Below are 23,579 nucleotides of genomic sequence, written 5' to 3' on the forward strand. Positions count from 1 at the left end.
CCGGCAGCAAGAGCTTCGGCAAAGGCCAAAGCCTCCGCCAGCGTCTTGTTCATCTTGAAACTCGTGCCAATCCAGAAATCGCTCATTTCACTTTTCCCGAGTTTGCTCCATTGAACCCCGTGTCAATATAGGGCTCCCAGAACTCTACGGACTCGCGGATCATATCCACCACCATATGGTCGGTTGGTTCGCGCTCGCGAAACGATAGTTCAAGGCAGATTTCATTATCCGTGCCGCCGCCCCGACGCACCGTTTCAAGGAATTTTTCCGGTGTGATCCGGCCATCCTTGTTATGCGCAGCGATAAACGGCCAATGACCACCCTTGTTCATTGAAGATTGCTTGATGTGGATGATCGGGGATTCCTTGGGGAAAGCTTCCGCCCAGGCATAGGGATCAATATCGGCAGGATTGCTCGATGTGACATCGCCATGATCGATATCAACCATCATCAGAAGGGGAATTGGCAAGTCTGATGCTTGCAAGCGATCATGAAGCTCACGGCAAGCCGCGATCGTGTGGCCAAATTCGCGCCCGACCGACATGGGCTCCCAAAAGAGATAGGTAAGGCCGGCAGCCTTTGCATGCGCTGCCACATCCCGCCAGCAATCAATGGCGATTTTCATCAGATCTTCACGGCGGGCCGGGTCGTCATAATCCTTATGGGTAAAGATTGCGAACTGCGTGCCGAGCGACGCCGCGCCAAGATCAGCAGAGATATTCGCAAATGTCTTGAACCAGTCCACATAATATTGCCGGACATCCGCATCTGGATGACCAAAATGATTGAGACGCCCATAGGGCCCTGTCATACCCGACGTGACCTTCACACCCGTGCGCGAGAGCGCTTTCTGGAACTGCTTTACATGTTTGGAGATTGTCGGTTGCGGCCAAGATGGATTGATGAATTCGTGCGTCAGCTGCACATAACCGATGCGAATTTTTTCTGCGATTGTATCAATCAGATCATCGGCTTCAGCGAAGCGGTTCACCAAAGGATTGGTGTTGAGCGAGAGGGTGAAAGCCATTAGTCTCCTACCAGATAAAGCGGTCAATCGTGTAATCAGGCGATGCGCCATGTTCAGCAAAAAGGCTCTGCAGCTGTTGCGTGTTTGAACCAGCCAATATGCCGGTCTTGACCAGCACGGATTTCAGTCCAGCCCCGGCGGCCCCGGCAACGTCATGCTCTATACTGTCACCGATGCAACAGACCCGCTCTGGGTTCGGATGACCGAGAAAGTCTATGGCAGCGGCATAAATATCGGCGAAAGGTTTGCCTATCCAGCGCACTGTGCCACCCAGTTCCTGATAAAGCTCCGCAATGCGGCCAGCGCCAAAGGCAGTGCCTTCAGCTGTCAGCATGATCTTATCCGGGTTGGTGCAGAGACATGAAACGCCACGTCTTGCTGCCGGTTCCAGCAAGTTCCGGTAATAATCCAGATCATGGATATCCCCTTCACTGGCAGCGATCAGAACAATATCCGCATTCTCGCCAGTTGCCGTGCGTTCCAGATCAAGGCCTCCCAGCGGCGACGTATCGCCATCACGGCTGATAAGCAGGCAGCGGCGAGCGGGCCCACCCTGTGCTTTTGTTGCTTCAGCGGCCAGCATCTGCCACGCCACCTCACCAGATGTGAGGAACCAGTCCCAACTTGCAGGGTCAAAGCCTATTTTTGCCAGACGCCGGTCATTTTCAGCGGAGCGCTTTCCCGAATTGGAAAGGATGATGATCCGAACGCCGGTCTGCTTCAGGGCGGCAAGCGTTGAATCCGCATTGGGATAGGGTCCGCGGCCATCGCGAAGCACACCAAACTGGTCGATGAGGAAAGCGTCAAAACGCCCTTGCAGATCACGTAGACCAGATAATTGTGTTGGCTGTGTCATAGAACACCCGCCGATTTTGCGCCCTGAATCGCAAGCCGTGCCGCACCCGCTGCCGCTTCTTCCGACAGGACGGGCGGCATGGGAACGCCAAGCTTGCGGGCGCGAATGGCGGACCAGACAACATTCTTCGCACCACCACCGACACTACGAACCGAGCGAAGCTCGGGTGCGCCAAGTCCCGCCAGGCGTCCATAAGCCATGTGCTCAATATTTGCGATGCCTTCAAAGATTGCTTTAAGGAACTGCGCATCACTGTCAGGACGCGGTTCCATACGCGGTTTCATCGCAGGATCATTGATGGGGAAACGCTCGCCATCACGCAGCAGCGGATAATAATCAAGGCCAGCGTCCGTTGCCGGGTCGATGCTGGCGGAGAGCCTTTCTATCTGCGCATTATCGAAATAATGCGCCAGCACATTGCCGCCCGTATTGGACGCGCCGCCAGCCAGCCACATATCGCCAATGCGGTGGCTATAGAGCCCGAACTCGGGCGCAAATAGAGGACGATCCGAGAGCACTTTGACCGTCAATGTTGTGCCAAGCGCGGTAACGCCATCGCCGGGCTGATCAGCGCCTGTCGCCAGAAAAGACGCACAACCATCCGTCGTTCCCGCAACGATGACCACCGATGGAGGCAAGTCAAATGCGGCAGCTGCTTGCGCAGAGATGATCGAAATCGGCGAACCCGCCGGCAGAACATGCGGCAGCATTTCCATATGGGTACCGGTACTGCCTATCCAGAGCGGCCACCGCCGTTCGATAGGATCATAGCCCGTTTTCAACGCGTTGTTTTCGTCGGAGACATTGTAAAGGCCGGTGAAATGCCCTGAAAGCCAGTCGGCCTGATGGATAATATGCGAAACACTGCGGATGGTTTGAAAATGCATAAGCTTGGCAAGGCCGGAAGTGGCTCCATGCGCTGCGCTGGATTCAGGCGCATTGGCCGCAATCGCGTCGAGAATAGCTCGGTCTGACACCGGATCATTATACATTAATGGCTCAGCCAGAGGCGCGCCGCTGGCATCGACCGGCATTACTGTGCCGGAAGTACCGTCTATACTAATCGCGCGGATCTGTTTGCGTTCAACCGACACGAGCACCTGTGACAGCGCCGATTGGACAGCAGACCACCAAGCCGCAGGATCGCGGTGATTTGGCGAGAAGGCGTCCAGACGGGCTGAAGCGCTGGCAACAACGTCAAACGAGGCAGTCATCACCACAGCGCGCGCGCCGGAAGTGCCTATATCAATGCCGATGAACAGTGCTTCACCTGTCATTGCAATGCCTGACCTGCACGATTGAGTGTTTGCCGGTATTTCTCCGCATCCCAGCCAAGGAGCTCGGCATTTTCCTCATCTGTCAGGTAATTCAGACGCGCGCCTTGCGGAATCCGGGAGGTAACGTCCGCAAGGCAGCGCGCCATGGCAAGAGCCCCTGATGTTGCTTCTTTCAACACCAGAACGCCCCTGCCGGGGAACAGGATCGCGGGCGGCAGCGCCATGCCCTCTTGCTGTTTCTCTTCGATGGTCAAAGCGGTATCCGTTGGCGAGGCGATCACCGAACCTTTCCCCAAAAAGATGACATGGTCCGGATAGAGACTGCCACCTGCCGCGATCAGGCAACTGGTCAGATCAGTCGCAACGCGGTGAATCGATGCATCCTCGGGAAGCCTGTACTGACTATTGACTGCAAGGCGTTGCAGTGCGGCAATATCCGCGTCCGGTGCCTGACGCGGCGTGACAGACAAAAGGCGGGAGACCCGATGAAGCAGGACCTCCGCTTCATCGACTGTTTCGGCCGCAACCGCGAGACCATGATTGCCCAAAATGAGAACACATGTGTCTTCTTCCAGACGTTCGGCTATGGCTCGGGCCAGCGGCAATCCCGGGCGGGCATAGGGCACGAATGCATAAGGAATATCGCCCAGACGCGAGGCAACCAAGGCTGGCCCATCGGCCTGAACAGCCAAGGCAATGGTCTCGACGCAATGAACATGCACCACCACCTTTTGCGGCATAAGCGCATGGACGGTGGTTTCAATCGATGGGCGCAGGCCGGAGGGATTGCGTTCGGCAATCACATAATCCTGCGCTTTCTCGGCAGAAGGATCATAGCGGCCCAGCGCATCCAGCAAAGGGTCCAGCGCGACAGGCACCATAATATCGGGATTTCGCGCATTCATCAGCCAGAGGCCGGACGCCTTGATCCAGAGCGTGCCACCTTCTTTGATGGATGTGTTGCCGCCTGCCGCTTGTACCAGCGCCGGATCGGCACCAATACGGGCCGATAGGTCGAGCAGGGCTTCAAACTCCGCGCTTCTCATGCCGCCACCTGCTGGCTTGTCCACCAATTCGTGAAAACCACGCGCTCTTCCTCAGTCATGTGCAAGCCGTGTTTGGTGCGCCGCTCCAGAACATCCTCTGGCCAAAGCGCCCATTCCGTTGTGCGCAAGAACTGCGCTTCCCGCTCATACAAAAGCTTGCTGAACCGTGTGCCCAGATCTGAAACAGATCGCGCCGAGCCAAGCAGGTCATGCATGCGCGTGCCGTAAAGCCGGGCGTAGTGCTTGGCGAGATCAAAGGGCAGCCAGGGATATTTGGCCCGCATATCACCCAGAAACTGTTCGAAATCCGCATTCGCCATGTCGCCTCCCGGAAGCTGCGCCTTGGCAGTCCACCCCGGGCGCATATTGGGGAAAAATGGCTTCAGGCGGTCAAGCGCATGTTCGGAAAGCTTGCGGAATGTTGTGATCTTGCCGCCGAACACCGAAAGAAGCGGTGCCTTGTTGTTGCCTGCATCGACTTCAAAAATATAGTCTCGGGTAACGGCGCTGGGGTTTTCCGCACTGTCATCATAGAGCGGACGCACACCGGAAAAGCTATGGACAATATCGGCAGGCACCAATTGCTGCTTGAAATAGCGGTTTACGGATTTCAGCAGATAGTCGATTTCATTGCTGTCGGCCGCCACATCTTCCGGATGCCCTTCATAAGGAATATCCGTGGTGCCGATCAACGCCAGATCATTTTCATATGGATTGATGAAGATAACCCGTTTGTCCGGGTTCTGGACCAGATAGGCCTGCCGTCCTTCCCAGAATTTCGGTACAATAATGTGGCTGCCCTTGACCAGCCGGACACTGCGGCTGGAGTTCAAGCCTGCCACGCGCCGGATAATGTCATTGACCCATGGACCGGCGGTATTCACCACGCAGCGCGCCTTCACGGTTCTTTTGGTGCCCGAAGCCGTGTCGGTCATTTCAACGATCCAGATACCCTCTTCGCGGCGGATCGAGCTGCATGCGGTTCGGGTATGGATTTCAGCGCCGCGGCTAGCGGCATCGAGCGCATTCAAAAGCACCAGCCGCGCATCATCTACCCAGCAATCGGAATATTCGAACGCCTTGCCATACTCGTCTTTCAACGGCGCACCTTCCGGCGCAGTCTTCAAATTTAGCGTGCGCGTTCCCGGCAAGCGTTTGCGCCCGCCAAGATGATCGTAAAGGAACAGGCCGAGACGCACGAGCCAGGCTGGACGATCCGCCGGATTATGCGGCAAGACAAAGCGCATTGGCCAGATAATATGCGGAGCGGATTCGAGCAGGACCTCGCGCTCGATCAGCGCCTCGCGCACCAGCCGGAATTCGTAATATTCGAGGTAACGCAGCCCACCATGGACAAGCTTGCCGGAGCGCGAACTTGTGCCTTGGGCGAGATCATCTTTTTCACAAAGGATGACTGATAGACCACGGCCTGCTGCGTCGCGCGCAATACCCGCACCGTTGACACCGCCGCCGATAATGAACAGATCGTAGATATCCGTGCCTTTGTTCAATGTTCTGCCCCCTGCGGTGAAGGCTTGTCCTGAAGTCCATAGCTCGCAAAGCCGCGACGGACACCTTCGATCTCTTCTGGAGGCAGAATGACGGCTCCGCCCAAAAGCAGCGCGTGGTAATATTGCTTGGCGATTGTTTCCAGCTCGACAGCCGCCCACATAGCCTTTTCAAGGCTGCTACCCGTTGCAATCATACCGTGATTGGCCATCAGGCAGGCAGTGCGATCTTTCAATGCCTTCAACACATTATCGGACAGCTCTTTTGTGCCATAGCGGGCATAGTCACACAGCCTGATATCGTCGCCGCCAAATGCCGCAACCATATAGTGGCATGCCGGAATTGATTTATGGGCGATGGCAAGGATCGTCGAAAACGTCGCGTGGGTATGAACGACCGCATTGATTTCAGGCCGTGTGCGCAAAATATCAAGGTGAAAGCGCCATTCGGTGGAAGGTTTCTTTGGGCCTTGCCAAGAGCCATACTCGCCATCAAGCGGCATGGAGGCGATCATGTCCGGCGTCATCTCATCATAAGGAACGGCAGATGGCGTAATGAGCATGCGATTTTCAAAGCGCACACTGATATTGCCGGACGTGCCTTGATTTATGCCGGCTGCATTCATCTGGCGGCAATGGTCGATAATCGATTGTCTGAGTTTCAATTCTTGCATCATGACGGCCTCAGCAGGGATTGACCGGAGGCAGGCCAGCTATATAGCGCCGCACCTCCTCTGCGGCCATTTCAGCCGCATAGGTGACCGTGCGCACGGATGCGCCTGCAATATGCGGCGTGAGCGTTACATTGGGCAGTTGCAGCAGTGGCCAATCGGCTGGAACCGGCTCCACGGCAAATGTTTCGAGCATTGCACTGCCAAGATGGCCACTGGTGAGCGCTTCATACAGCGCATCATAATCAACCAGCGGGCCGCGCGCAGTATTCACAAAAATCGCCCCCTGCTTCATCTTGGCAAAGGCCTCGGCATTCATGATGCCTTTAGTTTCTTCCGTCACACGCGGGTGGAGGGTTACAACATCAGAATGGGAGAGCAGATCATCCAGTGCTACATGCTCAACGCCCGCATTGCGGTCATCAGCCGATAGCTGGACATAGGGATCGTGCACCAGAACTTTGGTGCCGAAAGCCCGCAACAACCGCACGACCTTTGTGCCTATATTGCCATAACCGATAACGCCGACAGTCATTTCGGAAAGCTCACGACCAGTCTTGTCAGCGCGGTACAACTCGCCGCGCCACTCACCCTTGCGCAGGGATTCATGGCCGCTGCGGATAAGCCGTGTTTCGGCTAATATTGCGCCAAGAGTAAATTCGGCAACGGCGCTGGCATTGCGACCTGGCGTATTGACGACAAGGACACCCGCATCGCGGGCCGCCTTCATATCGATATTAACCGGACCACCGCGAGAAACCGCGACAAACTTCAAATCCGGAAGACGCTCCAGCATACCCGCAGACATGGGAGCGAGCTGGGTGATGAAAAGCTCGGCATCGCCGATGAACTCGACAACCTCATCAGGATCACCCAGATATTCCTTCAGCCCGTCCATGCCCTTGACCGCGTAGCCATGTTCCATTGGAACATCCGGCCAGGGCTGTTGCAGCGTGCGAATATCGTGCTCGTCACCACATAGCTCCACGATCTTTTCCCGGAACACTTCCGGGAGCATGAACCTGTCGCCGATAATGGCTATTTTCTTGGTCATTGCGGTCTTCCTATTCGTCAATTGCTGCTGGCTAGCATGTGCCATGTCGGTTGCAGCGCCAGCCTTGACTGGCGATAGGCCGGGAAAGCCTTTTCATAAATCAGGGACAGTTCTTCATCGGCAGCTTCCGGCTGGCGCTGGAAAGGCGTTACCCAATCTTTGACGCAATCTGCCATTGAGCCATAAATACCAAGTGATACGGCTGCGATCATGGCCGCACCTGCGGCTCCTGCCTCCTCACGCTCGCTGGTCTGTACCGAAGCACCGAGAGCCCCGCCCAAAATTTTGCGCAGCGAAGCACTGCGCGCCGCGCCGCCCGTTATTCGAACCCGCTTTGGCAAAGGTCCCATCGCCGAGTAGCAATCGCGGGCAGCCAGCGCCAAACCATCAAACACAGAGCGCACAAGATCGCCGAACCGATGGCTCGAAGAAAGACCTATGAAGGAAGCACGGGCTGTCGCGTCAACAAAGGGACCCCGCTCACCCGCATCGGAAATATAGGGGTGATAAATGACCGAAGCGGCTGTCGCATCGGCGAGCCAGGTCTCCACATAAGCGAGCAATTCCGTTTTCGACTTCTCAATCCCGACACTTTTGAAAAGGTCGCCGGCGACAGACAATACCCAATCAATATTAAGGGTTGCCGCCATATTGGACTGCATCTGCGCATATATTCCAGGGATCGGCATACACATTGTATACCCCGTCAGATCACGGTTCAGCTGCACATCGTCGGGGCTGGTCGCAAGGCGCATATGCATGCCGGTCGACCCGATGATCGAGCATCCCGTATCTGTCCCCGGTTCATAAAGCCCAGCACCAAGCGCGGTGCACGCCACGTCCACATAGCCCAGAACGACAGGCGTGCCTTCCAGCAAGCCCGTGCTTCGTGCTGCCTCGCCTTCAAGCTTATGATGGGTTGTAGAGCCATCGACGATTTCCGGCAGAAGATATTTGAGGTTCTCCAGCCCCAGAAAGTCAATCACGCTGTCTGAATAGGCGCGCGTGCGATAATCGCCAAAGGTGAACACGGCCTCCGACGGATCGGTGGCGCGCTTGCCGGTTAATTTGAAATAGAGCCAGTCCTTGCAATGGAACGCCGTGGTCGCACCGGCATAAAGCTCCGGAGCCTCATTCATCATCCAGCGCAATTGCGAACCCTGCTGGCAGGCGGCAAGCCCGCTGCCAGTATGGGTGAAGCGGCCAAGATCGCCGCGTTCCTTGCGCAGATTGTCAACTACATTACCGGCACGCGCATCAAGCCACAACCAGCCCTTGCCAACAGCCTCGCCATTCTTGTCGATCATCCATGTCCCATCGCCCTGTCCCGTTACCGAGACAGCCACAGTGCGACTGGCCAGATTTTCAACCTTCCCAGCAAGTTCAAGCAGCGTCTTGGCTGCATCGGCCCAAGTGCGTGCCAGATCCTGCACAACGCCTGCCCTGCCGATAGTCTCATAGCTATTGGGGGTAGAGGCAAATGCGATCTGACGACCGGCAAGATCGAAGGCCACGGATTTGATGACGGAGGTTCCCGCATCAATCCCTATGAGGATATCGCGTGTCATCACGCAAGCTCCTGACCGTGACTGATAGCGACGCCGGTTTCGCCGTTGAATACATGCAGGCTGGCCGGATCGAGACGAACCGCAATCGTATCGCCGATTGCCACATCCGTCCGATCATGCTCGACCAGTACCAACGATCCACCGGCAAAGTCTGCCGCAATATGGGTCTGGTCGCCCAGCCATTGATTGACCGAAACACGTGCATGAACGCCGCCTTCGCTACGGCGAACCGCATAGGGCCGAATGCCAACAACGACTTTTTGGTGTTTTTTCAACTCTTCGCGCACGGCTGGCGAAAAGTCAGAAGCGGCATATTCCAGCTTCACACCTTGATTAAGACCGAAAGTAATCCTGGTGTCACTGTTCGAGACCGTCGCCTCGAAGACATTCATGGGCGGCTCACCGACAAAGGTGCCGGTGAACAGATTGGCCGGTCGCTCCTTGATCATTTGCGGTGTATCGAATTGCTGCAACTCACCGCCCTCCATGACGGCAATACGATCTGCAAGCGCATTCGCCTCGGTCTGGTCGTGGGTCACGAGGATGGCGGTTAGTCCCCGCTCCTTGATATAGTGCTTGATACGGCCACGCAGCACCGCCCGCAATTGCGGCTCCAGCTGTCCCATTGGTTCATCAAGCAAATGCAGATCGGCATCACGGATCAAGGCACGACCAAGGGAGGCGCGCTGCTGCTGACCACCGGAAATTGAACTTGGATAACGCCCAAGAATATCCTCGATCTCCAGAAGCTTGGCGATATAGGCGACCTTCTCTTCGACAACAGACTGCGAGAGCTTAGAAGACTTCAACGCGAAGGCGATATTTTCCTTCACTGTCAAAGGCGGATAGAGCGAATAGCCTTCAAAGGCCATGGCAACATTGCGCCGGACCGGGGCGAAGGTTTGAACCTCGCGGCCTTTCAGCGAAATGGTACCGCGCGATACAGCTTCAAAACCGGCAACCATGCGCAATGTCGATGTCTTGCCGCAACCGGATGAGCCAAGGAGAGCGATAATCTCTCCCTTCTTCACATCCATGCTGATGTTGCGAACCGCATGCACACCAGGATCGATAGGACCATAGAATTTGTCGACATTTTTGATCAACAGAGCAGTATCACTCATGCTGCCACTCCCTGCTCTGTCGTGCCTGCCTTGCGGATCAATGCGCCGCTGGCCTTGTCGAAAAGAAATGTGGTTTTGCCGTCGATAAGGATAAAAGCGGGCCCTGATACGGGGCCTGGTGTTCCCGCAGGACGGGAAACCAAAAGCTCGCGCTTGCCCACTGTTACGACCAGCGTGACAGTCTTTTCATTCAGCGGGGTTTCAGCCTCGACCTCAATGGGAACGGCACCCTTCACCGTGTCCTTGGCAAAGGTGATTGATTCTGGCCGGATGCCAATGACGCAAGCTTGTCCCACAACATTATCCGGCATACCCGGCAGAGGGACGCGCACCTTGGAAATCTCAACATAAATGCCACCAGCATCTTTTTGCGGCACGACATCAAGGAGGTTGATCGTCGGGTCGCCGAACAGGCTGGCAATCCCGATATCGGCAGGCGCATTATAGATCTCCTCCGGCGTTCCGATCTGGCGAATTTTGCCATTGGCCATGACTGCAATGCGGTCACCAAGTGCCATGGCTTCTTTATAGTCCTGCGTCACATAGACAACTGTCGCGCCTTGCGAAGCGAGAAGACGCGGCAGTTCCAGCCGCATCTCAAAGCGGAGCTTCGCATCGACATTGCGCAAAGGGTCATCCAGCAATAGCAGCGGCGGCGAACCAGCTAAGGCTCGGGCCAGTGCAGTGCGTTGCTTCTGCCCGTTGGAAAGCGCCTTGGGATGATGCGACAGCACATGGTCGATCTTGAGTAGTTTCGCCACTTTGCCCACACCCGCCTTGATCGCTTCGGCGGAAGAGCGGGTTGCCGTCAGAGGACTGGCGATATTGTCGTGAGCGCTCATATGGGGGAATAGCGCGAAATTTTGAAACGCCATGCCAATGCCGCGATGCTCCGCATCGACATCGGTCATGTCTTCGCCGCCAATCAGGATTTTTCCCTCATCTGGATCGATCACACCGGCGACGAGACGCAGGAGGACGGTCTTTCCGGCCCCGGACGGGCCGAACAGGACCAGCGTCTCGCCATCTGCTACGTCAAGCGACAGGTCATCGAGGACCGTATTGGTCTTGTAACGCTTGACGATGTTCTTGAGTTGTAAAGTGGTCATAGGATTATCCCTTCACCGCGCCAAGCGAGAGCCCCTCGACGAGGTAGCGCTGTGCATAAAGAGCGAGCGCGAGCGTCGGAGTGACGGAAAGCACAATGGCCGCGGCGATCTGGCCGTACTGGATCCCGGATGAGGTAACAAAGGCGAGAGCGCCAACTGTGACCGGCTGTTTATCGGCAGATGCCAGGACCAGCGCGAAGACGAAATTATTCCAGGCGAAAATAAAGGCGAGCAGGCCTGCTGCCGCAATGCCGGGACCAGCCAGAGGCAAGGCGATCTTGCGGAATGTGGCAAACCAGGAGTGGCCCGCTATGCGATAGGCATATTCAACATCAGCCGAGATATCTTCGAAATAACCGCGCACAATCCACAGGATCAATGGCAGGCAGATCAACTGATAAACCCAGATGAGACCGAAATAAGTATCCGACAGACCAAGCCATTGGAAATACTGCGTTAGCGGCAGCAATACCAGAAGCGGCGGCGCGAAGCGGAAAGACAGCAGCGTGAAAGCAATATCTTCCGAGCCACGGAACTTGTGGCGGGCAAAGGCATAGGCCGCAGGGACGCCAAGCACCAGAGACAGCGCAACCGAGGTGACCGAGAGAAAGACCGAATTGCCGAGATTGCGCATGAAGGCAATATCAAGTGTACCAGCGGAGGTCGTCAGCTTGCCTGTAATGAGCGCTGCATAATTGGACAGTGTTGGCGTGAACACAATGGATGGCGGTATCTGCAAAATGGTCTCGTTCGTCTGGAACGACATAAGGAATATCCAGAGGATCGGGAACATGAAGAAGATAACGACCAGCGACAGCGCAAGGAAGCGCAGGGATTTTTCGAGTGTGGATGTGGTTTCCATAATGTACTCCTCACGCCTCGCCGCGAGCGCGTTCGCGCAGCCGCAGCCAGTTCTTGATGAAGATATTGGAGAGCAGGTAGGTGATCGCCCAAAGGATGACCATCAGAGCCGCTGACCGTCCAACATTCGTCGACTGGAAGAAGTTCAGGTAAGCTTCGACCTGAAACACCGTCAGCGCGTTGCCGGGGCCGCCCTGCGTCATGGCATAGATGATGTCGAACTGCTGAATGGAGTCGAGCAGGCGGAATAGCGTCGCGGTCAAAATATAGGGCGTCAGCATCGGCAAGGTAATGCGGAAGAACACGAAGGTGCGCGGCACACCATCAAGCGCGGCAGCTTCGAAGGGTTGGGTCGGCAGCGAGCGCAGACCGGCCAAAAGCAGGATCATGATAAAGGGCGTATAGACCCAGATATCGACCAGCACGACCGTCAGGAGCGCCGTATCGGGCGATGAGGCCCAACGGAAATTATGCAGCCCGACCCAACTTGCCAGATAGCTGAGAATGCCGAAACCCGGATTGGTCATCAGCTTCCACATCAGCGCCGCGAGCGCTGGCGCAATCATCAGTGGCAGGAGAAGCATGATCGAAATGAAATTATTGACGCGGGAGCGCTTTTGCAAAAGCAAGGCAATGCCAAGTCCGAGCAAAAGCTCCAACGTTACAGTGATACCGGCATAGAGCAGCGATATTTTCAGCGTGTTCCAGAAGCCCGGATCATTGAACAGAAAGTTATAATAGTTCTCGCCCCAGTTGAACTGGCGGCTCCATGGCTGGCTCAACCGGTAGCGCTGAAATGAATAAATGACGGCGGTGACGAACGGAATCAGAATACCGATGCAGACAAGCAATGCTGGCAGACTCAGCACATAGGGAAGCATCTTCCTGCTGATTCTGAACCTTGAAGCCGGCTTTCTGGGAATGGATGGTGAAGCCAATTTAAAGCTCCTTATTATTTAGGGCAATTACGCTTGTCGCGCACCGGAATACCCGGCACTTTGGGTGCCGGGTATTGGCGGGATGAAGATCAGCCGAGGCCTGCTTCCTTGAGCTGACGATCAATGCTCTGAGCAAGCTGGTCCAGACCCTCATCAATCGGCACTTCCTTGGCGACCATCTTCTGGAGCGTCGAGGCCCATTCGGTGGTAACGTCGAAGAAGAGCGGTTGCGGCGTGAACTTGATGCTTGCGCCGGCAGCAGAAGCATCAAACATTTCGACATAGCCCGGATATTTGCTGTTCAGCTTCTCGCGGAACATTTCATCCTTCCAGATCGATTGGCGAACCGGATCAACAAAGTCCATCTTGGTTGCGCCGAACAATGCATGCTCTGGACCGGAAGCCCATTGCAGGAAGTACCAGGTTGCGTCCTTGTCCTTGGAGAAATTGGACATGGCCAGCGACCAGATCCAGATATTCGGTGTCGATGCCTTGGCTTCCGGATTGGCTGTGAACGCCGCATAAGAAAGCTTCCCGGCCATCTTGTTGTCGCCGCCATTCATGAAGTATCCGAGGCAGTCAGCATCGAAAATCATAGCCGACGCACCGGCACCAAGATCTGTACCTACCTGATACCAGGTATAGGTCGACCAATCTTTCGGGCCACTTTCCTGAATCATCTGCACCCACTTGGTGTGGTACGCTTTTGACTCGGCCGTGTTCATGGCTGCTGAAAGCTTGCCATCAGCAGAAACGTTCAGGTCCTTCTGGTTGAAGTTGGCATAGCCGGACAGGAAGCCCGGATGAATCGTTGCCCATGAGCGTGAACCGCGCACACCAATGCCGTAAATGCCGCCAATATCCTTTTGAAGCTTGGCAGAAGTTGCGATCATCTCATCAATATTGCCCGGAACCTCGACTCCGGCTTTCTTAAACATATCGCGGTTATAGGTGATGTTGTTCTGTTCGAACGCCCATGGAATACACCATTGTTTGGCGTCTTCCGAACCAAGTGCGCCGCCTGGAATCCCGTTCCATGCGCAGGAGTTTTTCACGCCGGGCAGGAAGTCGTTCCATGCATAGTTCGGATTGGTTTTCTCCGGATCGTTAATCCATTCCTTCAGATCGGTGATCCAGCCCGCAGGACCATAGGTCCACGTCATATAGGCACCGGTCATGAACGCATCATATTCGGTCGAACCCGATGACAGAGCTGCCGTTACCTTGTCGAAATAGACGTCTTCCGGAAATACATCATATTTGACGTCGATACCCGTCAGATCCTTGAAATTCTGAAGATTTGCGATCATCGCATCCGCATAGGGATGCTTGTTCAAAAGCAGCTTCAGAGACTTGCCGGAATGCTTCTTCCAGTCAAAATCGGCTGCCTGCGCATTGGTCGACATCATATTCATCAATGTGCCGGCGCTAGCCGCAGTAATGCCCATTGTGCCCAGCCCCTTTAACAGGCCGCGACGGTCAACCGATCCGCGCAGGAAAGCGCTGATAAGGTCTTTTTCCTTGTCATGCATTGGTCTTCTCCTCCTTTTTATCGGGTATTATGGACCGGATACCCCACCGGTATTTCCTCCTGGATGCGATTTCCCGCACCCTTTCCGACATACGTCAGATAACGTTGGCGACAAGCTGTTGTGCCGTTTTCTCGTCTGTTATCAGTCCGTTAAGGCACCGGCTTTCGAGCACTGCCCGAATGGCCCGCACCTTCATCCTGCCACCTGCAACGGCAATCAATCGCTGCTTTTTCAGGTCCTCCCGGCTCAATGTGAATGTGCGATCAGACAAGGTTGTCTGTATCGCCTGACCGGCATCATCGAAGAAATGGCCGAGAAGCTCTCCCGCTCCTCCCGCATTCTTAATGTCCTCAATCTCGCTTTTCTCGATCATGCCCGTTGAAACCAGCGAGGCTTCGCGCTCAGCAGTGCCGATACCGACCATTGAGAGATTGGCGCTTTTTGCCATGTCGAATATTTCGCGCACGCCGCGTTGACTGAACAAGACATCCATGTCTTCGACCGTATTGGCAAAGAACGGAACAGGCATGACATAGGCCTCTGCACCAATACGCTCTGCCAGCCTATGGATAACATCGTGCGGATTGGCGGAAAACTTTCGGGTCAAGCCGCCAAGCAGCGAGACGAAACGCACATTGTTGCTGGCTATGCGCGGCAGATAATCAACGCAGGCCGCAAGCGTCCGCCCATGCCCCATGCCAATAAGAAGTTCGCCATCACGCTCGATTTCACGCTTAAGAAATTGAGCTCCGGCAATGCCAAGAGCCTTTAGCGGCAGTTCCTCAGGATCAAAATCTGGAACTACTTCGCAGTAATCGAGCCCGTAACGGGTGGACAGCTTTTGCTCCAGCTCGACGCATTCTGAAACTTCGCCATCAATATAGACTTTTACCAACCCTTCCTGATTGGCCTTCATGATTAGACGATGGGCTTTGAGCGATGTTAGGCCGAGACGCTTTGCAACCTCGGACTGGGTCAAACCACCGGCGTAATGGAGCCAGGCAGCGCGCGCTGCCATGCTGGACTCTTCTTCGCGAAGAGAACTGCCACTCACCATTGCCATGTCTCCACCCTGAGCAATTTTGATATTTTTATCTCTTAGTGAAAATAATTTCACTTGCTGCAAAATTTGTCAAGCGAGAGAAATTGAGTTTGGACCTTCCGATAGTCGGGATCGGACTGGGCAACCTTCATGCAAGAGCGTTTTAGAAAGGAATAGCGAAGCGTTTCAGGGGCTTCCCGCAATGCACGCAACAATCGGGGCGCCTTTCACCCGGAACATAAATTTTTGGAAAGAGCGTTGGTGGATGCGCGGTGGCGCGGAAAACAGCCTGGCATATTGATGCGATGACCTTTACAAATCACCACTCTCCAAAAGCATAGCCTCTTTATTAATCTCAAATGCTTAAATTTAAGTCTCATTTATTCGACAAGAATATTTTCAAGTAAATCAATAGCAAATCTTCACTATACGAACTTCGTTGACCTTGAGTTGCCCCATAAACTAGGGAGTTAAAAGTATTATTATACATCGCTATTGGGGGAACTTATGCGAAATATTATATTTATCAGCTGCATCGCACTGATGTTGGCTGGGTGTCAGACTGCGCAGGAATCCGCTGTGGAAGCAAAGCAAACATGTGATTCCGCCGGATTGAAATCGGGTTCGAAAGCGCATCGGCGTTGCGTATCCGCAAGTTATGAGCAAAACCGCCGGCAATCCAACGAGGCCGGAAATGCCGCGGCTCTTGGGGCCGCAGTGGGCGTTCTCGGGGGCGTAGCGCTCGGAGTTGCAGCCGAGCGGAATCATTACCCAGGCTATTATCGGCGTTGTGGTCCCTGGGGTTGCTATTACTAAGAATACATCGAAAGCCGGTGCATCTTGCGCAAGCCAATTGGTTTGAATGACAAGTTGCACGGCTGACGAAATGAGATACTCAGCCTGCGTGCGATTGATAAGCAATCATGCGCAGGCGACCAGACCAGTTTTAAGGCTACAATTTTCAAGAAAACAATTTCCGCGACAAGCCGCCGCTGAATTGCGGCCTGCCATTTTTTTACATGGATGCCTCCGCAAGCGCGTACTTCAAAAGCATACAAACATCCACAGTAGTGAACTTGCACTAATGGCTTAACGCCAAGCCCCTTCCCTATACTTTGAATCAGTGAGCCGGGATGCGGTATAAGAGTTGTTTGCTCTGAATGCCGTTGCCCGGCTGACACATGTAGATTCGACAGACTTCGAGGGGCAGCATCTTGAGCACTACCAGACCGAAAACATTGAAACGCAATCTCCTGAGCACAACAACTTTGGCGCACATGCGCACAGGCATCGTTTCGGGACTGACCCTCTCGACACTTATATTGGGGGCAAGTTTCACTCCAGCGCAGGCGCAGACACAATGCGTGACGACAGGCACGGGCAGCAACGCGATTACCAACTGCACTTTGGCCTCGGGTGCTGATAATTGGACATCTGCAAACGGAACGAATGGCGCTATCAACGGCGATTTGCGCGTGGGCACTGTCAACGGCGTTCAAGCGGACTTGCTGATTTCGGGCGTCAAAGCTTACAGCAGAAATGGCTATATCGGCCAAGGCGGCAGCCGGGACAATCCATACTCCGGCGTTGTGACCGTTTCGGGACCCGGTGCAGAATGGAACCTTACGGGTGACCTCCTCTATATTGGCGGCTTGGGAAATACCTACGGCAAGGGCAAGTTGATTATTGAGAATGGCGGCAAGGTTGATGTCAATTCTTTACAATTGAGCAGCGCTATTTTCGATGGTTCGCAAGGCGTTCTGGTCGTTACGGGCGAAGGTTCAATTCTCAACGCCAACGAATTTACTGGCCTTGATGGATCTGACGCGATTACTGATCCGATCTCAGTTCTGGACAAGGGGAAGATCATCACCAACACTGTTTCTTTAAACAGGCAAGGTGGCGCCGCACTCGTCAGTGGTGCTGGCTCCCAATGGCTGAACAGCGGTCACATGGCAAACCGCAGCGGACTAAGGGTTGAAAACGGCGGCGAGGTCAAGACCAAGTCGTTGCTCCTTGAGTCAGTGAGCAAGGTGACAGGACAAGGGTCTCTCCTCCACGTCGATGAGACATTTGTTCAAGACGCAGATTTCGGTGAAGGTGGAACAATCATTTCCGATGGCGGGCGTCTTGAAGCTGCAAACATCTTGGTTGATGTGGGATCAATCGGCCTCGAAAGCGGTGGTCTTGTAACCACCAAGTCGATGAGGGTGACCGATCTGGGCTCTCTGTCTGTCGCCGGTGACGGCTCGTTGCTCGATATTGACGGCAAACTGACAGCCGAGGGATTTGTCACTGTTTCGGATGGAGGGCTCGTAAAAACCACGAGCGGGATGAGCCTCAATAGCATTCTCTTTATCGGCGGCGGCGTCAAAAAAGATCAAAACGGAAATACCGTGCTGGCCGATGCAAAAACCGCTGGCCGGATAGATTCAGAAACGGCCATCAAATTCGTGAATGACCCGCTTTCCAATAACAAGCTGGTCTTCAACCATACAAACAGCGGATACATGTTCTCCAACACGCTGACCGGTGGCGGTCAGATTGACGCCTATTCGGGCGAAACAATTGTGACAGGTGATCTTTCGCAGTTTTATACCGGAAATGGCGGTGATGGCACCATCAATGTGGATGGCAAGGACGCGAAACTTGTCATCAAGAGCAATATGGACACGACCAATCTTGACCAGGATGTGGGAGAGCAAAGCCAATCAAAATTCGCTGTTAAAAGTGGCACGTTGATTGTCGATGGCATTGCGGGGCGCACCTATAAAACGACCTCTGGCGCGGACGAATTCACGCGTTACAGCAATGACATTCAGGTTTGGGGTGCCCAGTCCAACAATGAAAATGCCGATCGTGATCCTACCCTTTTCGGACGACTTGGGGGTTCGGGTACGGTTGGTTCCGTCACGCTGGAAACGAACGCACGAATTGCTCCAGGCAACAACTCGGCTGGAACACTGACTGTCATGGGTGCGCTGGAGTTTCAGGACGGCTCGGTCTATGAGGCCGACGTCGCAGGCAACGGCACAAGCGATAAGATCGTCGTCAAGGATATTGGTCCAAATGCGGTTATCGGGCTTTTCCGGCCCAGCGGCGTAGCTCAAATCGGAAATAATGTGAATGTCGAGGTCAATGCCCTCGATTCTGCAACGAGTTACCAGAACGGCCAGACCTATACGATACTGACGGCAGAGAAAGGCATTGATGGGCAATTTGCTCAAGCCGTGTCGAAATCAGCATTTCTGGACGTGTCACTGGATCAAAAGGCAAACCAGGTTGATCTGAAGATCGCAGTCAAGAGCACCGGCCCGGGACCAGGCAATCCGGGTGAACCGGGCAATCCAGGTGGCCCAGGCGACCCGGGAGGCCCCACCGAACCCAAGCCGGGTGAACCTGGACCGGGAAAACCAACACAGCCAGGTCCGATCAACCATATATTCCAGACAGTCGCGCAGACAGACAATCAGTACAACACGGCAGGAGCCTTGGGCAGCCTTGCCCAAAGCGGTCCATCACTAGCGCTATTCAATCGGATAGCGTCTTTGAGTGCCGACAACGCCCGTGTTGCTTACAATCAATTGTCTGGCGAGGTGCATGCCTCAACCAAGACGGCGTTGATCAATGACAGCCACCAACTGCGCAATGCCATCAATGACCGTATCCGCGCAGCCTTTGGCGATGTGGCTGCAGTGGATGTGCCCGTCATGGGTTATGGCCCGGACGCCAAGGCGCTTGCACCGGCAGATGTGCCGCTAATGGCTGCGTGGGGGCAGGCATTTGGTGCATGGAGCGAGACAAAGTCAAATGGCAATGCGTCAAAGCTCGACCAGTCGACCGGCGGTTTTGTTACCGGCTTTGATGCTGCTCTTGCTGAAAGCTGGCGTCTGGGTGTGATGGCAGGATACAGCCGCTCAAGCTTCGATATGGACGACCGAGGCTCGTCCGGCGACAGCGATAATTATCATGTCGGTGTCTATGGCGGTGGTCATTGGGGTGCCGTGTCCTTGCGGTCCGGCCTTGGCTATAGCTGGCACTCGATCGAAACGTCTCGCACGGCAGCTTTCTCCGGCTTCGAAGAACATCTGAGCGCTGATTATGATGCGGCTACATTCCAGGCCTTTGGTGAACTGGGCTACCGGATCGACACAAAAAGGGTCGCGTTTGAGCCCTTTGCCAATCTGGCACATGTCCGCGTGAAGACCGATGGCTTCAGCGAAACAGGCGGCATTGCCGGACTGAGGGCGCACAGCGAGACAACCGACACGACCTTCACTACATTGGGTCTACGGGCGTCGGCTCCCTTTTCGCTGGGAGCAACGGATGTCGAGATACGCGGCACGCTCGGCTGGCAGCACGCCTTCGGCGATATCACACCATCCTCGACACTTGCCTTTGCTACCGGCAATGCCTTCTCGACAGCAGGCGTACCGATTGCCGAGGATACGGCTCTTGTCGAGGCAGGCGTTGACTTCAAGCTCAGCCACCGGGCCACGCTGGGCGTGAGCTATACCGGCCAGTTCGGCTCCGGCCTCACCCAGAATGCCGTCGATGCGAAGCTCGGCGTAAAATTCTGATGCGTCTGCAGCATCTGACTTTCGGAGTGGCGGCGAGTATACTCGCTGCCACTCCGCTTCATGCCCAGACAGACGCAACCAAGCCAGCAGCCGCCCCTTCCTCTCTTGCGGAAACCTATGAAGACTGGAGCGTGAATTGCGAGGTTCGGGAGGCCAAACGCCATTGCATCCTGTTTCAACAACAAATGCACAAGAACGGCCAACGGGTTCTGACACTCGAATTCACGCCCGAAGGCGAAACCGGGCTGAAGGGCAATCTCGCCCTGCCCTTCGGCCTTTATCTTGAGAAAGGTGTCTCGTTCCGTATTGATGATAGCCCAGCGGGAAAGCCATCGCGGTTCCGCACCTGTATGCCGGGAGGCTGCATTGTCCCGCTGACATTCACCGGCGCCACCGCCAATGTGTTGCGTAAAGGAAAGGTTTTGAACCTCGGCGTTTTTGCCAGCGATACAGAAAAGGACCTCACCTTCGCGGTATCGCTCAAAGGCTTCGAAACCGCCCTCAAACGAACAGTCGAGCTTCAGCGGCAATAGCAGGTTTGTCCAAGGTTTATCCGGACTTGCGGCTATGCTCGACTGTCGAAACCTCCAATAACTGCCTTGGCGGCTGCTGCCGATCTAGAGCTTACATTCAAAACCCGCAAAAGCGCCGATACATGAATGCTTACGGTGTAGGGAGAAATGTCCAGTTTCCGGCCAATTTCTTTGTTGGTTTTTCCCTCTGCAATCAACCGCAAGACTTCGCGTTGCCGTGCTGTGAGAAAAGAAAAGTCAGATCGATGGCTGCTGGGAGATGATGTTACCGACGATGATCGTTTGATAACAAACTCTCCGTCTTCGATGCTGCGTATCGCGGCGCTTACTTCGTCAGGCATCACGGCTTTGCTGATAAAGCCATTCGCGCCCATGTCGGCAATTCGGTCGATTATTGCTGCATCATCCAGCATTGACAGAAGGATTATGGAAGAATCCCTGAATTCCTGCCGTAAATCCGCGATTGATCTGGCAGGATCGAGACCAGGAAAAACCCACTCAAGAATAAATGTGCTTGGCGCTGGTCCGGTGCGGGCCAAGGCCAACATTTCACCCAGGCTGCCCGCTTCCTGCACTTCAGCAAATGGATAAAGGCGTTGGACAATGCGGCGCAACCCTTCGCGAAACAGTGGATGATCATCCGCTATAATCGTTCGACTTTTTTCTGGTCGTTCCGTCACATTTATTCCACAGGCGTTATGGGCTTCGATCAAGAATTGAAATGCCCCCGATAATAACGGCGCGGGGAAGCACCATACGCAAACGGCTACCGCAAAACCCAACGGGGAAGAATCGCCTTTCTACCAACGACGCCGCTATCGGACGAAGCGCTTGGCTTTTCTATGAACGGCTGCTTTTGATCGACGAGCGGTTCTCGACACGAGGGACGCATTGGAAGATAAAGAGCATATGGGGCAAGTGAGCGAAGCAAAATTGGCGGATGGTGGGTTCTATGGTGCCAAGGTGCGCAGTGCCACGGTTTGGCTCGGCATTTTTTACTGGTCAACCGAGTTTATCATCAGCAGCATATTGTGGGGAATTCTCGGCGTCGACCCCCTCGAATCTGCTATAGGAAAACTCATTTTGATGCTGTTCAGCATCGCAATGACATTCGCGATTTCCTTCATCATTTACCGGCTGCACAATGTGCATCTGGCGGTCAAAATCATGACCTGTTTCACGTTGTCCCTCGTTGCCGCCGTGATCAACGCCTACATCGATTTTGCGATATATTATGTCTACATGTTGCCTCAAACGGTTACATTCAACTGGACGAATTTCGGTTACACCCTGGTTTATGGCATGTCTGTTTTCCTGGGCTGGTCCTGCCTCTTCGTCGCCTTGCTCTACAGCTTCGAGATAAGGGAAAACGAGCGGCGTCTGGCTGCATCGCGTGAGGAAGCCCTGTCAGCTCAGATGCGGGCCTTGCGATACCAGGTAAACCCGCATTTCCTTTTCAACACGCTCAATTCGATTGCGGGTCTGGTTGAAGAAGGAAATACCGTGGGAGCAGGCCGCATGGTTTTATCCCTCTCATCGTTCTTGCGCACCACCCTGGAGCTTGATCCCCTCAACGATGTAAGACTGGCGGACGAGCTGACATTGCAAACCGGCTATTTAAATATTGAAGGGGAGCGCTTTTCGGATCGCATGAAGGTGCGTGTCGATGTGGCACGGGAATTGGAGAATGCGCTCGTCCCGAGCCTCATCCTGCAGCCGCTCATCGAAAATGCCGTCAAGCATGGCGTCAGCGACAAGCCTGGAATGGTCGAGATTTTGATCAGCGCCGGTCGCGTTGGCGAGGTTCTGAACCTTTCCGTCGAGAATGATGTTTCTGATGCACCAAATCCGCGCCGTACGCACGGTATGGGAATAGGGTTGAAAAACGTTGCCCATCGCATGGAAACCCGCTTTCCGGGTGCAGGCTCGTGCGTGGCGGGATATATCACCCCGAGCCGCTTCAAGGCCTCCCTGACCATGCCTTTGAGGCTCGCATGAAGGACCTTTCGGTACTCATCGTTGACGACGAACCATTGGCGCGCCGGAGGTTGGTTCGCATGCTCGATGCCCTGCCGGGATTTCGGACAATAGGAGAAGCAGGCGACGTCCGTCAGGCCTATGACCATGCCCGTGAGTTAATGCCCGACATCATGCTACTCGATATTCAGATGCCGGGTGGCAGCGGGTTCGATGTGCTTGAACAACTGGGAACAGATGTGCCCGTTATTATCTTCGTGACGGCATTTGATCATCACGCTCTTCGCGCTTTCGACGCAAGCGCGGTCGACTATGTGACCAAGCCCATAGAACCATCCCGGTTGCATTCTGCCATGGTTCGCGCTCGCCTTGCCGTCGAGGCACGCAATAGTGTCGAACGTGTCGAAGAACTTCAGGAAACAATTCTTGCCCTGCGCCTGGCCTTGCGCAAAGACGAGGCGCGGCAGACCGATCTTTGGCTCAAGCATCAAGGCGATGCCATTCGGCTGCCGCTGGAAAAGATAAATTGGATCGAAGCCGACCGGGACTATGTACGGATACACACCACGGATCGATATTTTCTACACCATGAAAGCCTTGCATCAATGGAACGGCGGCTTGACGCTTCCGAGTTCATGCGCATTCATCGCGGCGCAATCGTGCGTCGGAACTGCATTGCCAAACTGAAGCAAGCGCCCTTCTCGGCATTGATTGCGGTTTTGGTCGACGGTAGCGAAATTCGGGTCGGTCGGACATACTCAAGAACCGTCCGCATGTTCGCAGGCACTTGAGACGAGACTTGCCTAATAGGATGCCGAGAAGGTCTAATCCTCCGGTCGAACTTGTAAAGATCGGCAAGACAAAGGCCGCTCAATT

General features: G+C 54.6%; 19 protein-coding genes and 1 pseudogene. 4 read left to right on the forward strand and 16 right to left on the reverse strand.

What is annotated here, in order from left to right:
* From V9K95_RS08150 to V9K95_RS08220, 15 genes and pseudogenes are all read right to left on the reverse strand, one after another.
* Window positions 1-86, reverse strand: a pseudogene (locus V9K95_RS08150) (triose-phosphate isomerase); the annotation flags it as partial.
* Window positions 83-1,027 (reverse strand): sugar phosphate isomerase/epimerase family protein, encoded by a 945-nt coding sequence (locus V9K95_RS08155; protein ID WP_336440508.1) that lies wholly within the window; start codon window positions 1,025-1,027, stop codon window positions 83-85. The pseudogene V9K95_RS08150 and the gene V9K95_RS08155, both read right to left, overlap by 4 nt.
* Window positions 1,028-1,034: 7 nt before the next feature.
* Window positions 1,035-1,883 (reverse strand): TIGR01459 family HAD-type hydrolase, encoded by an 849-nt coding sequence (locus V9K95_RS08160; RefSeq protein ID WP_336440509.1) that lies wholly within the window; start codon window positions 1,881-1,883, stop codon window positions 1,035-1,037.
* Window positions 1,880-3,160: an FGGY-family carbohydrate kinase gene (locus tag V9K95_RS08165; protein WP_336440510.1), complete on the reverse strand. Its 1,281-nt coding sequence runs from the start codon at window positions 3,158-3,160 to the stop codon at window positions 1,880-1,882. The genes V9K95_RS08160 and V9K95_RS08165 overlap by 4 nt, the downstream gene beginning before the upstream one ends.
* Window positions 3,157-4,206, reverse strand: coding sequence for a class II aldolase/adducin family protein (locus tag V9K95_RS08170; RefSeq protein WP_336440511.1), 1,050 nt, complete (start codon window positions 4,204-4,206; stop codon window positions 3,157-3,159). Before V9K95_RS08170 ends, V9K95_RS08165 begins: the two co-directional genes overlap by 4 nt.
* Window positions 4,203-5,717, reverse strand: coding sequence for a glycerol-3-phosphate dehydrogenase (locus V9K95_RS08175; protein WP_336440512.1), 1,515 nt, complete (start codon window positions 5,715-5,717; stop codon window positions 4,203-4,205). The genes V9K95_RS08170 and V9K95_RS08175 overlap by 4 nt, the downstream gene beginning before the upstream one ends.
* A complete protein-coding gene (locus tag V9K95_RS08180) occupies window positions 5,714-6,388 on the reverse strand; it encodes a class II aldolase/adducin family protein (RefSeq protein ID WP_115055260.1) in 675 nt (224 codons plus the stop codon). The genes V9K95_RS08175 and V9K95_RS08180 overlap by 4 nt, the downstream gene beginning before the upstream one ends.
* 10 nt (window positions 6,389-6,398) lie before the next feature.
* A complete protein-coding gene (locus V9K95_RS08185; RefSeq protein ID WP_336440513.1) occupies window positions 6,399-7,439 on the reverse strand; it encodes a 2-hydroxyacid dehydrogenase in 1,041 nt (346 codons plus the stop codon).
* Between the two features lie 17 nt (window positions 7,440-7,456).
* The gene (locus V9K95_RS08190; RefSeq protein ID WP_336440514.1) at window positions 7,457-9,007 is read right to left on the reverse strand and encodes an FGGY-family carbohydrate kinase; all 1,551 of its coding nucleotides are present in this window, start codon (window positions 9,005-9,007) and stop codon (window positions 7,457-7,459) included.
* Entirely contained in the window at window positions 9,007-10,131 is a 1,125-nt protein-coding gene (locus V9K95_RS08195) for an ABC transporter ATP-binding protein (RefSeq protein ID WP_336440515.1), read from the reverse strand. The genes V9K95_RS08190 and V9K95_RS08195 overlap by 1 nt, the downstream gene beginning before the upstream one ends.
* Window positions 10,128-11,240, reverse strand: a complete 1,113-nt coding sequence (locus V9K95_RS08200) for an ABC transporter ATP-binding protein (protein WP_115055141.1) — start codon at window positions 11,238-11,240, stop codon at window positions 10,128-10,130. The genes V9K95_RS08195 and V9K95_RS08200 overlap by 4 nt, the downstream gene beginning before the upstream one ends.
* Window positions 11,241-11,244: 4 nt before the next feature.
* Complete coding sequence (locus tag V9K95_RS08205) at window positions 11,245-12,102, reverse strand: carbohydrate ABC transporter permease (protein ID WP_307283147.1); 858 nt, start codon at window positions 12,100-12,102, stop codon at window positions 11,245-11,247.
* A 10-nt stretch (window positions 12,103-12,112) separates the two neighbouring features.
* Window positions 12,113-12,982: a carbohydrate ABC transporter permease gene (locus V9K95_RS08210; RefSeq protein WP_115055143.1), complete on the reverse strand. Its 870-nt coding sequence runs from the start codon at window positions 12,980-12,982 to the stop codon at window positions 12,113-12,115.
* Between the two features lie 146 nt (window positions 12,983-13,128).
* Entirely contained in the window at window positions 13,129-14,571 is a 1,443-nt protein-coding gene (locus V9K95_RS08215; RefSeq protein WP_115055144.1) for an extracellular solute-binding protein, read from the reverse strand.
* A gap of 94 nt (window positions 14,572-14,665) precedes the next feature.
* Window positions 14,666-15,628: a sugar-binding transcriptional regulator gene (locus V9K95_RS08220; RefSeq protein WP_370878857.1), complete on the reverse strand. Its 963-nt coding sequence runs from the start codon at window positions 15,626-15,628 to the stop codon at window positions 14,666-14,668.
* 1,199 nt (window positions 15,629-16,827) lie between these two features.
* Here V9K95_RS08220 and V9K95_RS08225 point away from each other — a divergent pair.
* Both V9K95_RS08225 and V9K95_RS08230 read left to right on the forward strand, forming a co-directional pair.
* The gene (locus V9K95_RS08225; RefSeq protein ID WP_336440517.1) at window positions 16,828-20,193 is read left to right on the forward strand and encodes an autotransporter domain-containing protein; all 3,366 of its coding nucleotides are present in this window, start codon (window positions 16,828-16,830) and stop codon (window positions 20,191-20,193) included.
* Window positions 20,193-20,726: an invasion associated locus B family protein gene (locus V9K95_RS08230; RefSeq protein WP_115055148.1), complete on the forward strand. Its 534-nt coding sequence runs from the start codon at window positions 20,193-20,195 to the stop codon at window positions 20,724-20,726. The genes V9K95_RS08225 and V9K95_RS08230 overlap by 1 nt, the downstream gene beginning before the upstream one ends.
* Before the next feature lie 32 nt (window positions 20,727-20,758).
* Here V9K95_RS08230 and V9K95_RS08235 read toward each other — a convergent pair whose 3' ends face one another.
* Complete coding sequence (locus V9K95_RS08235; RefSeq protein WP_307283136.1) at window positions 20,759-21,406, reverse strand: response regulator transcription factor; 648 nt, start codon at window positions 21,404-21,406, stop codon at window positions 20,759-20,761.
* A 211-nt stretch (window positions 21,407-21,617) separates the two neighbouring features.
* On the opposite strand from V9K95_RS08235, the gene V9K95_RS08240 reads away from it, so the two are divergent.
* Window positions 21,618-22,724, forward strand: a complete 1,107-nt coding sequence (locus V9K95_RS08240; RefSeq protein WP_336440518.1) for a sensor histidine kinase — start codon at window positions 21,618-21,620, stop codon at window positions 22,722-22,724.
* Window positions 22,721-23,494, forward strand: a complete 774-nt coding sequence (locus tag V9K95_RS08245; RefSeq protein ID WP_115055150.1) for a LytR/AlgR family response regulator transcription factor — start codon at window positions 22,721-22,723, stop codon at window positions 23,492-23,494. The genes V9K95_RS08240 and V9K95_RS08245 overlap by 4 nt, the downstream gene beginning before the upstream one ends.
* The last annotated feature ends 85 nt before the right edge of the window (window positions 23,495-23,579 follow it).

This window comes from Phyllobacterium sp. CCNWLW183 (genome assembly GCF_037203775.1).
Classification (GTDB): Bacteria; Pseudomonadota; Alphaproteobacteria; order Rhizobiales; family Rhizobiaceae; genus Phyllobacterium; species Phyllobacterium ifriqiyense.

What these genes read in the sequence shown, in the direction of transcription:
- V9K95_RS08155 (WP_336440508.1), bottom strand. Translation starts at nt 1,027, where the DNA reads ATGGCTTTCACCCTCTCGCTCAACACCAATCCTTTGGTGAACCGCTTC.
- V9K95_RS08160 (WP_336440509.1), bottom strand. Translation starts at nt 1,883, where the DNA reads ATGACACAGCCAACACAATTATCTGGTCTACGTGATCTGCAAGGGCGT.
- V9K95_RS08165 (WP_336440510.1), bottom strand. Translation starts at nt 3,160, where the DNA reads ATGACAGGTGAAGCACTGTTCATCGGCATTGATATAGGCACTTCCGGC.
- V9K95_RS08170 (WP_336440511.1), bottom strand. Translation starts at nt 4,206, where the DNA reads ATGAGAAGCGCGGAGTTTGAAGCCCTGCTCGACCTATCGGCCCGTATT.
- V9K95_RS08180 (WP_115055260.1), bottom strand. Translation starts at nt 6,388, where the DNA reads ATGCAAGAATTGAAACTCAGACAATCGATTATCGACCATTGCCGCCAG.
- V9K95_RS08185 (WP_336440513.1), bottom strand. Translation starts at nt 7,439, where the DNA reads ATGACCAAGAAAATAGCCATTATCGGCGACAGGTTCATGCTCCCGGAA.
- V9K95_RS08190 (WP_336440514.1), bottom strand. Translation starts at nt 9,007, where the DNA reads ATGACACGCGATATCCTCATAGGGATTGATGCGGGAACCTCCGTCATC.
- V9K95_RS08195 (WP_336440515.1), bottom strand. Translation starts at nt 10,131, where the DNA reads ATGAGTGATACTGCTCTGTTGATCAAAAATGTCGACAAATTCTATGGT.
- V9K95_RS08200 (WP_115055141.1), bottom strand. Translation starts at nt 11,240, where the DNA reads ATGACCACTTTACAACTCAAGAACATCGTCAAGCGTTACAAGACCAAT.
- V9K95_RS08205 (WP_307283147.1), bottom strand. Translation starts at nt 12,102, where the DNA reads ATGGAAACCACATCCACACTCGAAAAATCCCTGCGCTTCCTTGCGCTG.
- V9K95_RS08210 (WP_115055143.1), bottom strand. Translation starts at nt 12,982, where the DNA reads ATGCTTCCCTATGTGCTGAGTCTGCCAGCATTGCTTGTCTGCATCGGT.
- V9K95_RS08215 (WP_115055144.1), bottom strand. Translation starts at nt 14,571, where the DNA reads ATGCATGACAAGGAAAAAGACCTTATCAGCGCTTTCCTGCGCGGATCG.
- V9K95_RS08220 (WP_370878857.1), bottom strand. Translation starts at nt 15,628, where the DNA reads ATGGTGAGTGGCAGTTCTCTTCGCGAAGAAGAGTCCAGCATGGCAGCG.
- V9K95_RS08230 (WP_115055148.1), top strand. Translation starts at nt 20,193, where the DNA reads ATGCGTCTGCAGCATCTGACTTTCGGAGTGGCGGCGAGTATACTCGCT.
- V9K95_RS08245 (WP_115055150.1), top strand. Translation starts at nt 22,721, where the DNA reads ATGAAGGACCTTTCGGTACTCATCGTTGACGACGAACCATTGGCGCGC.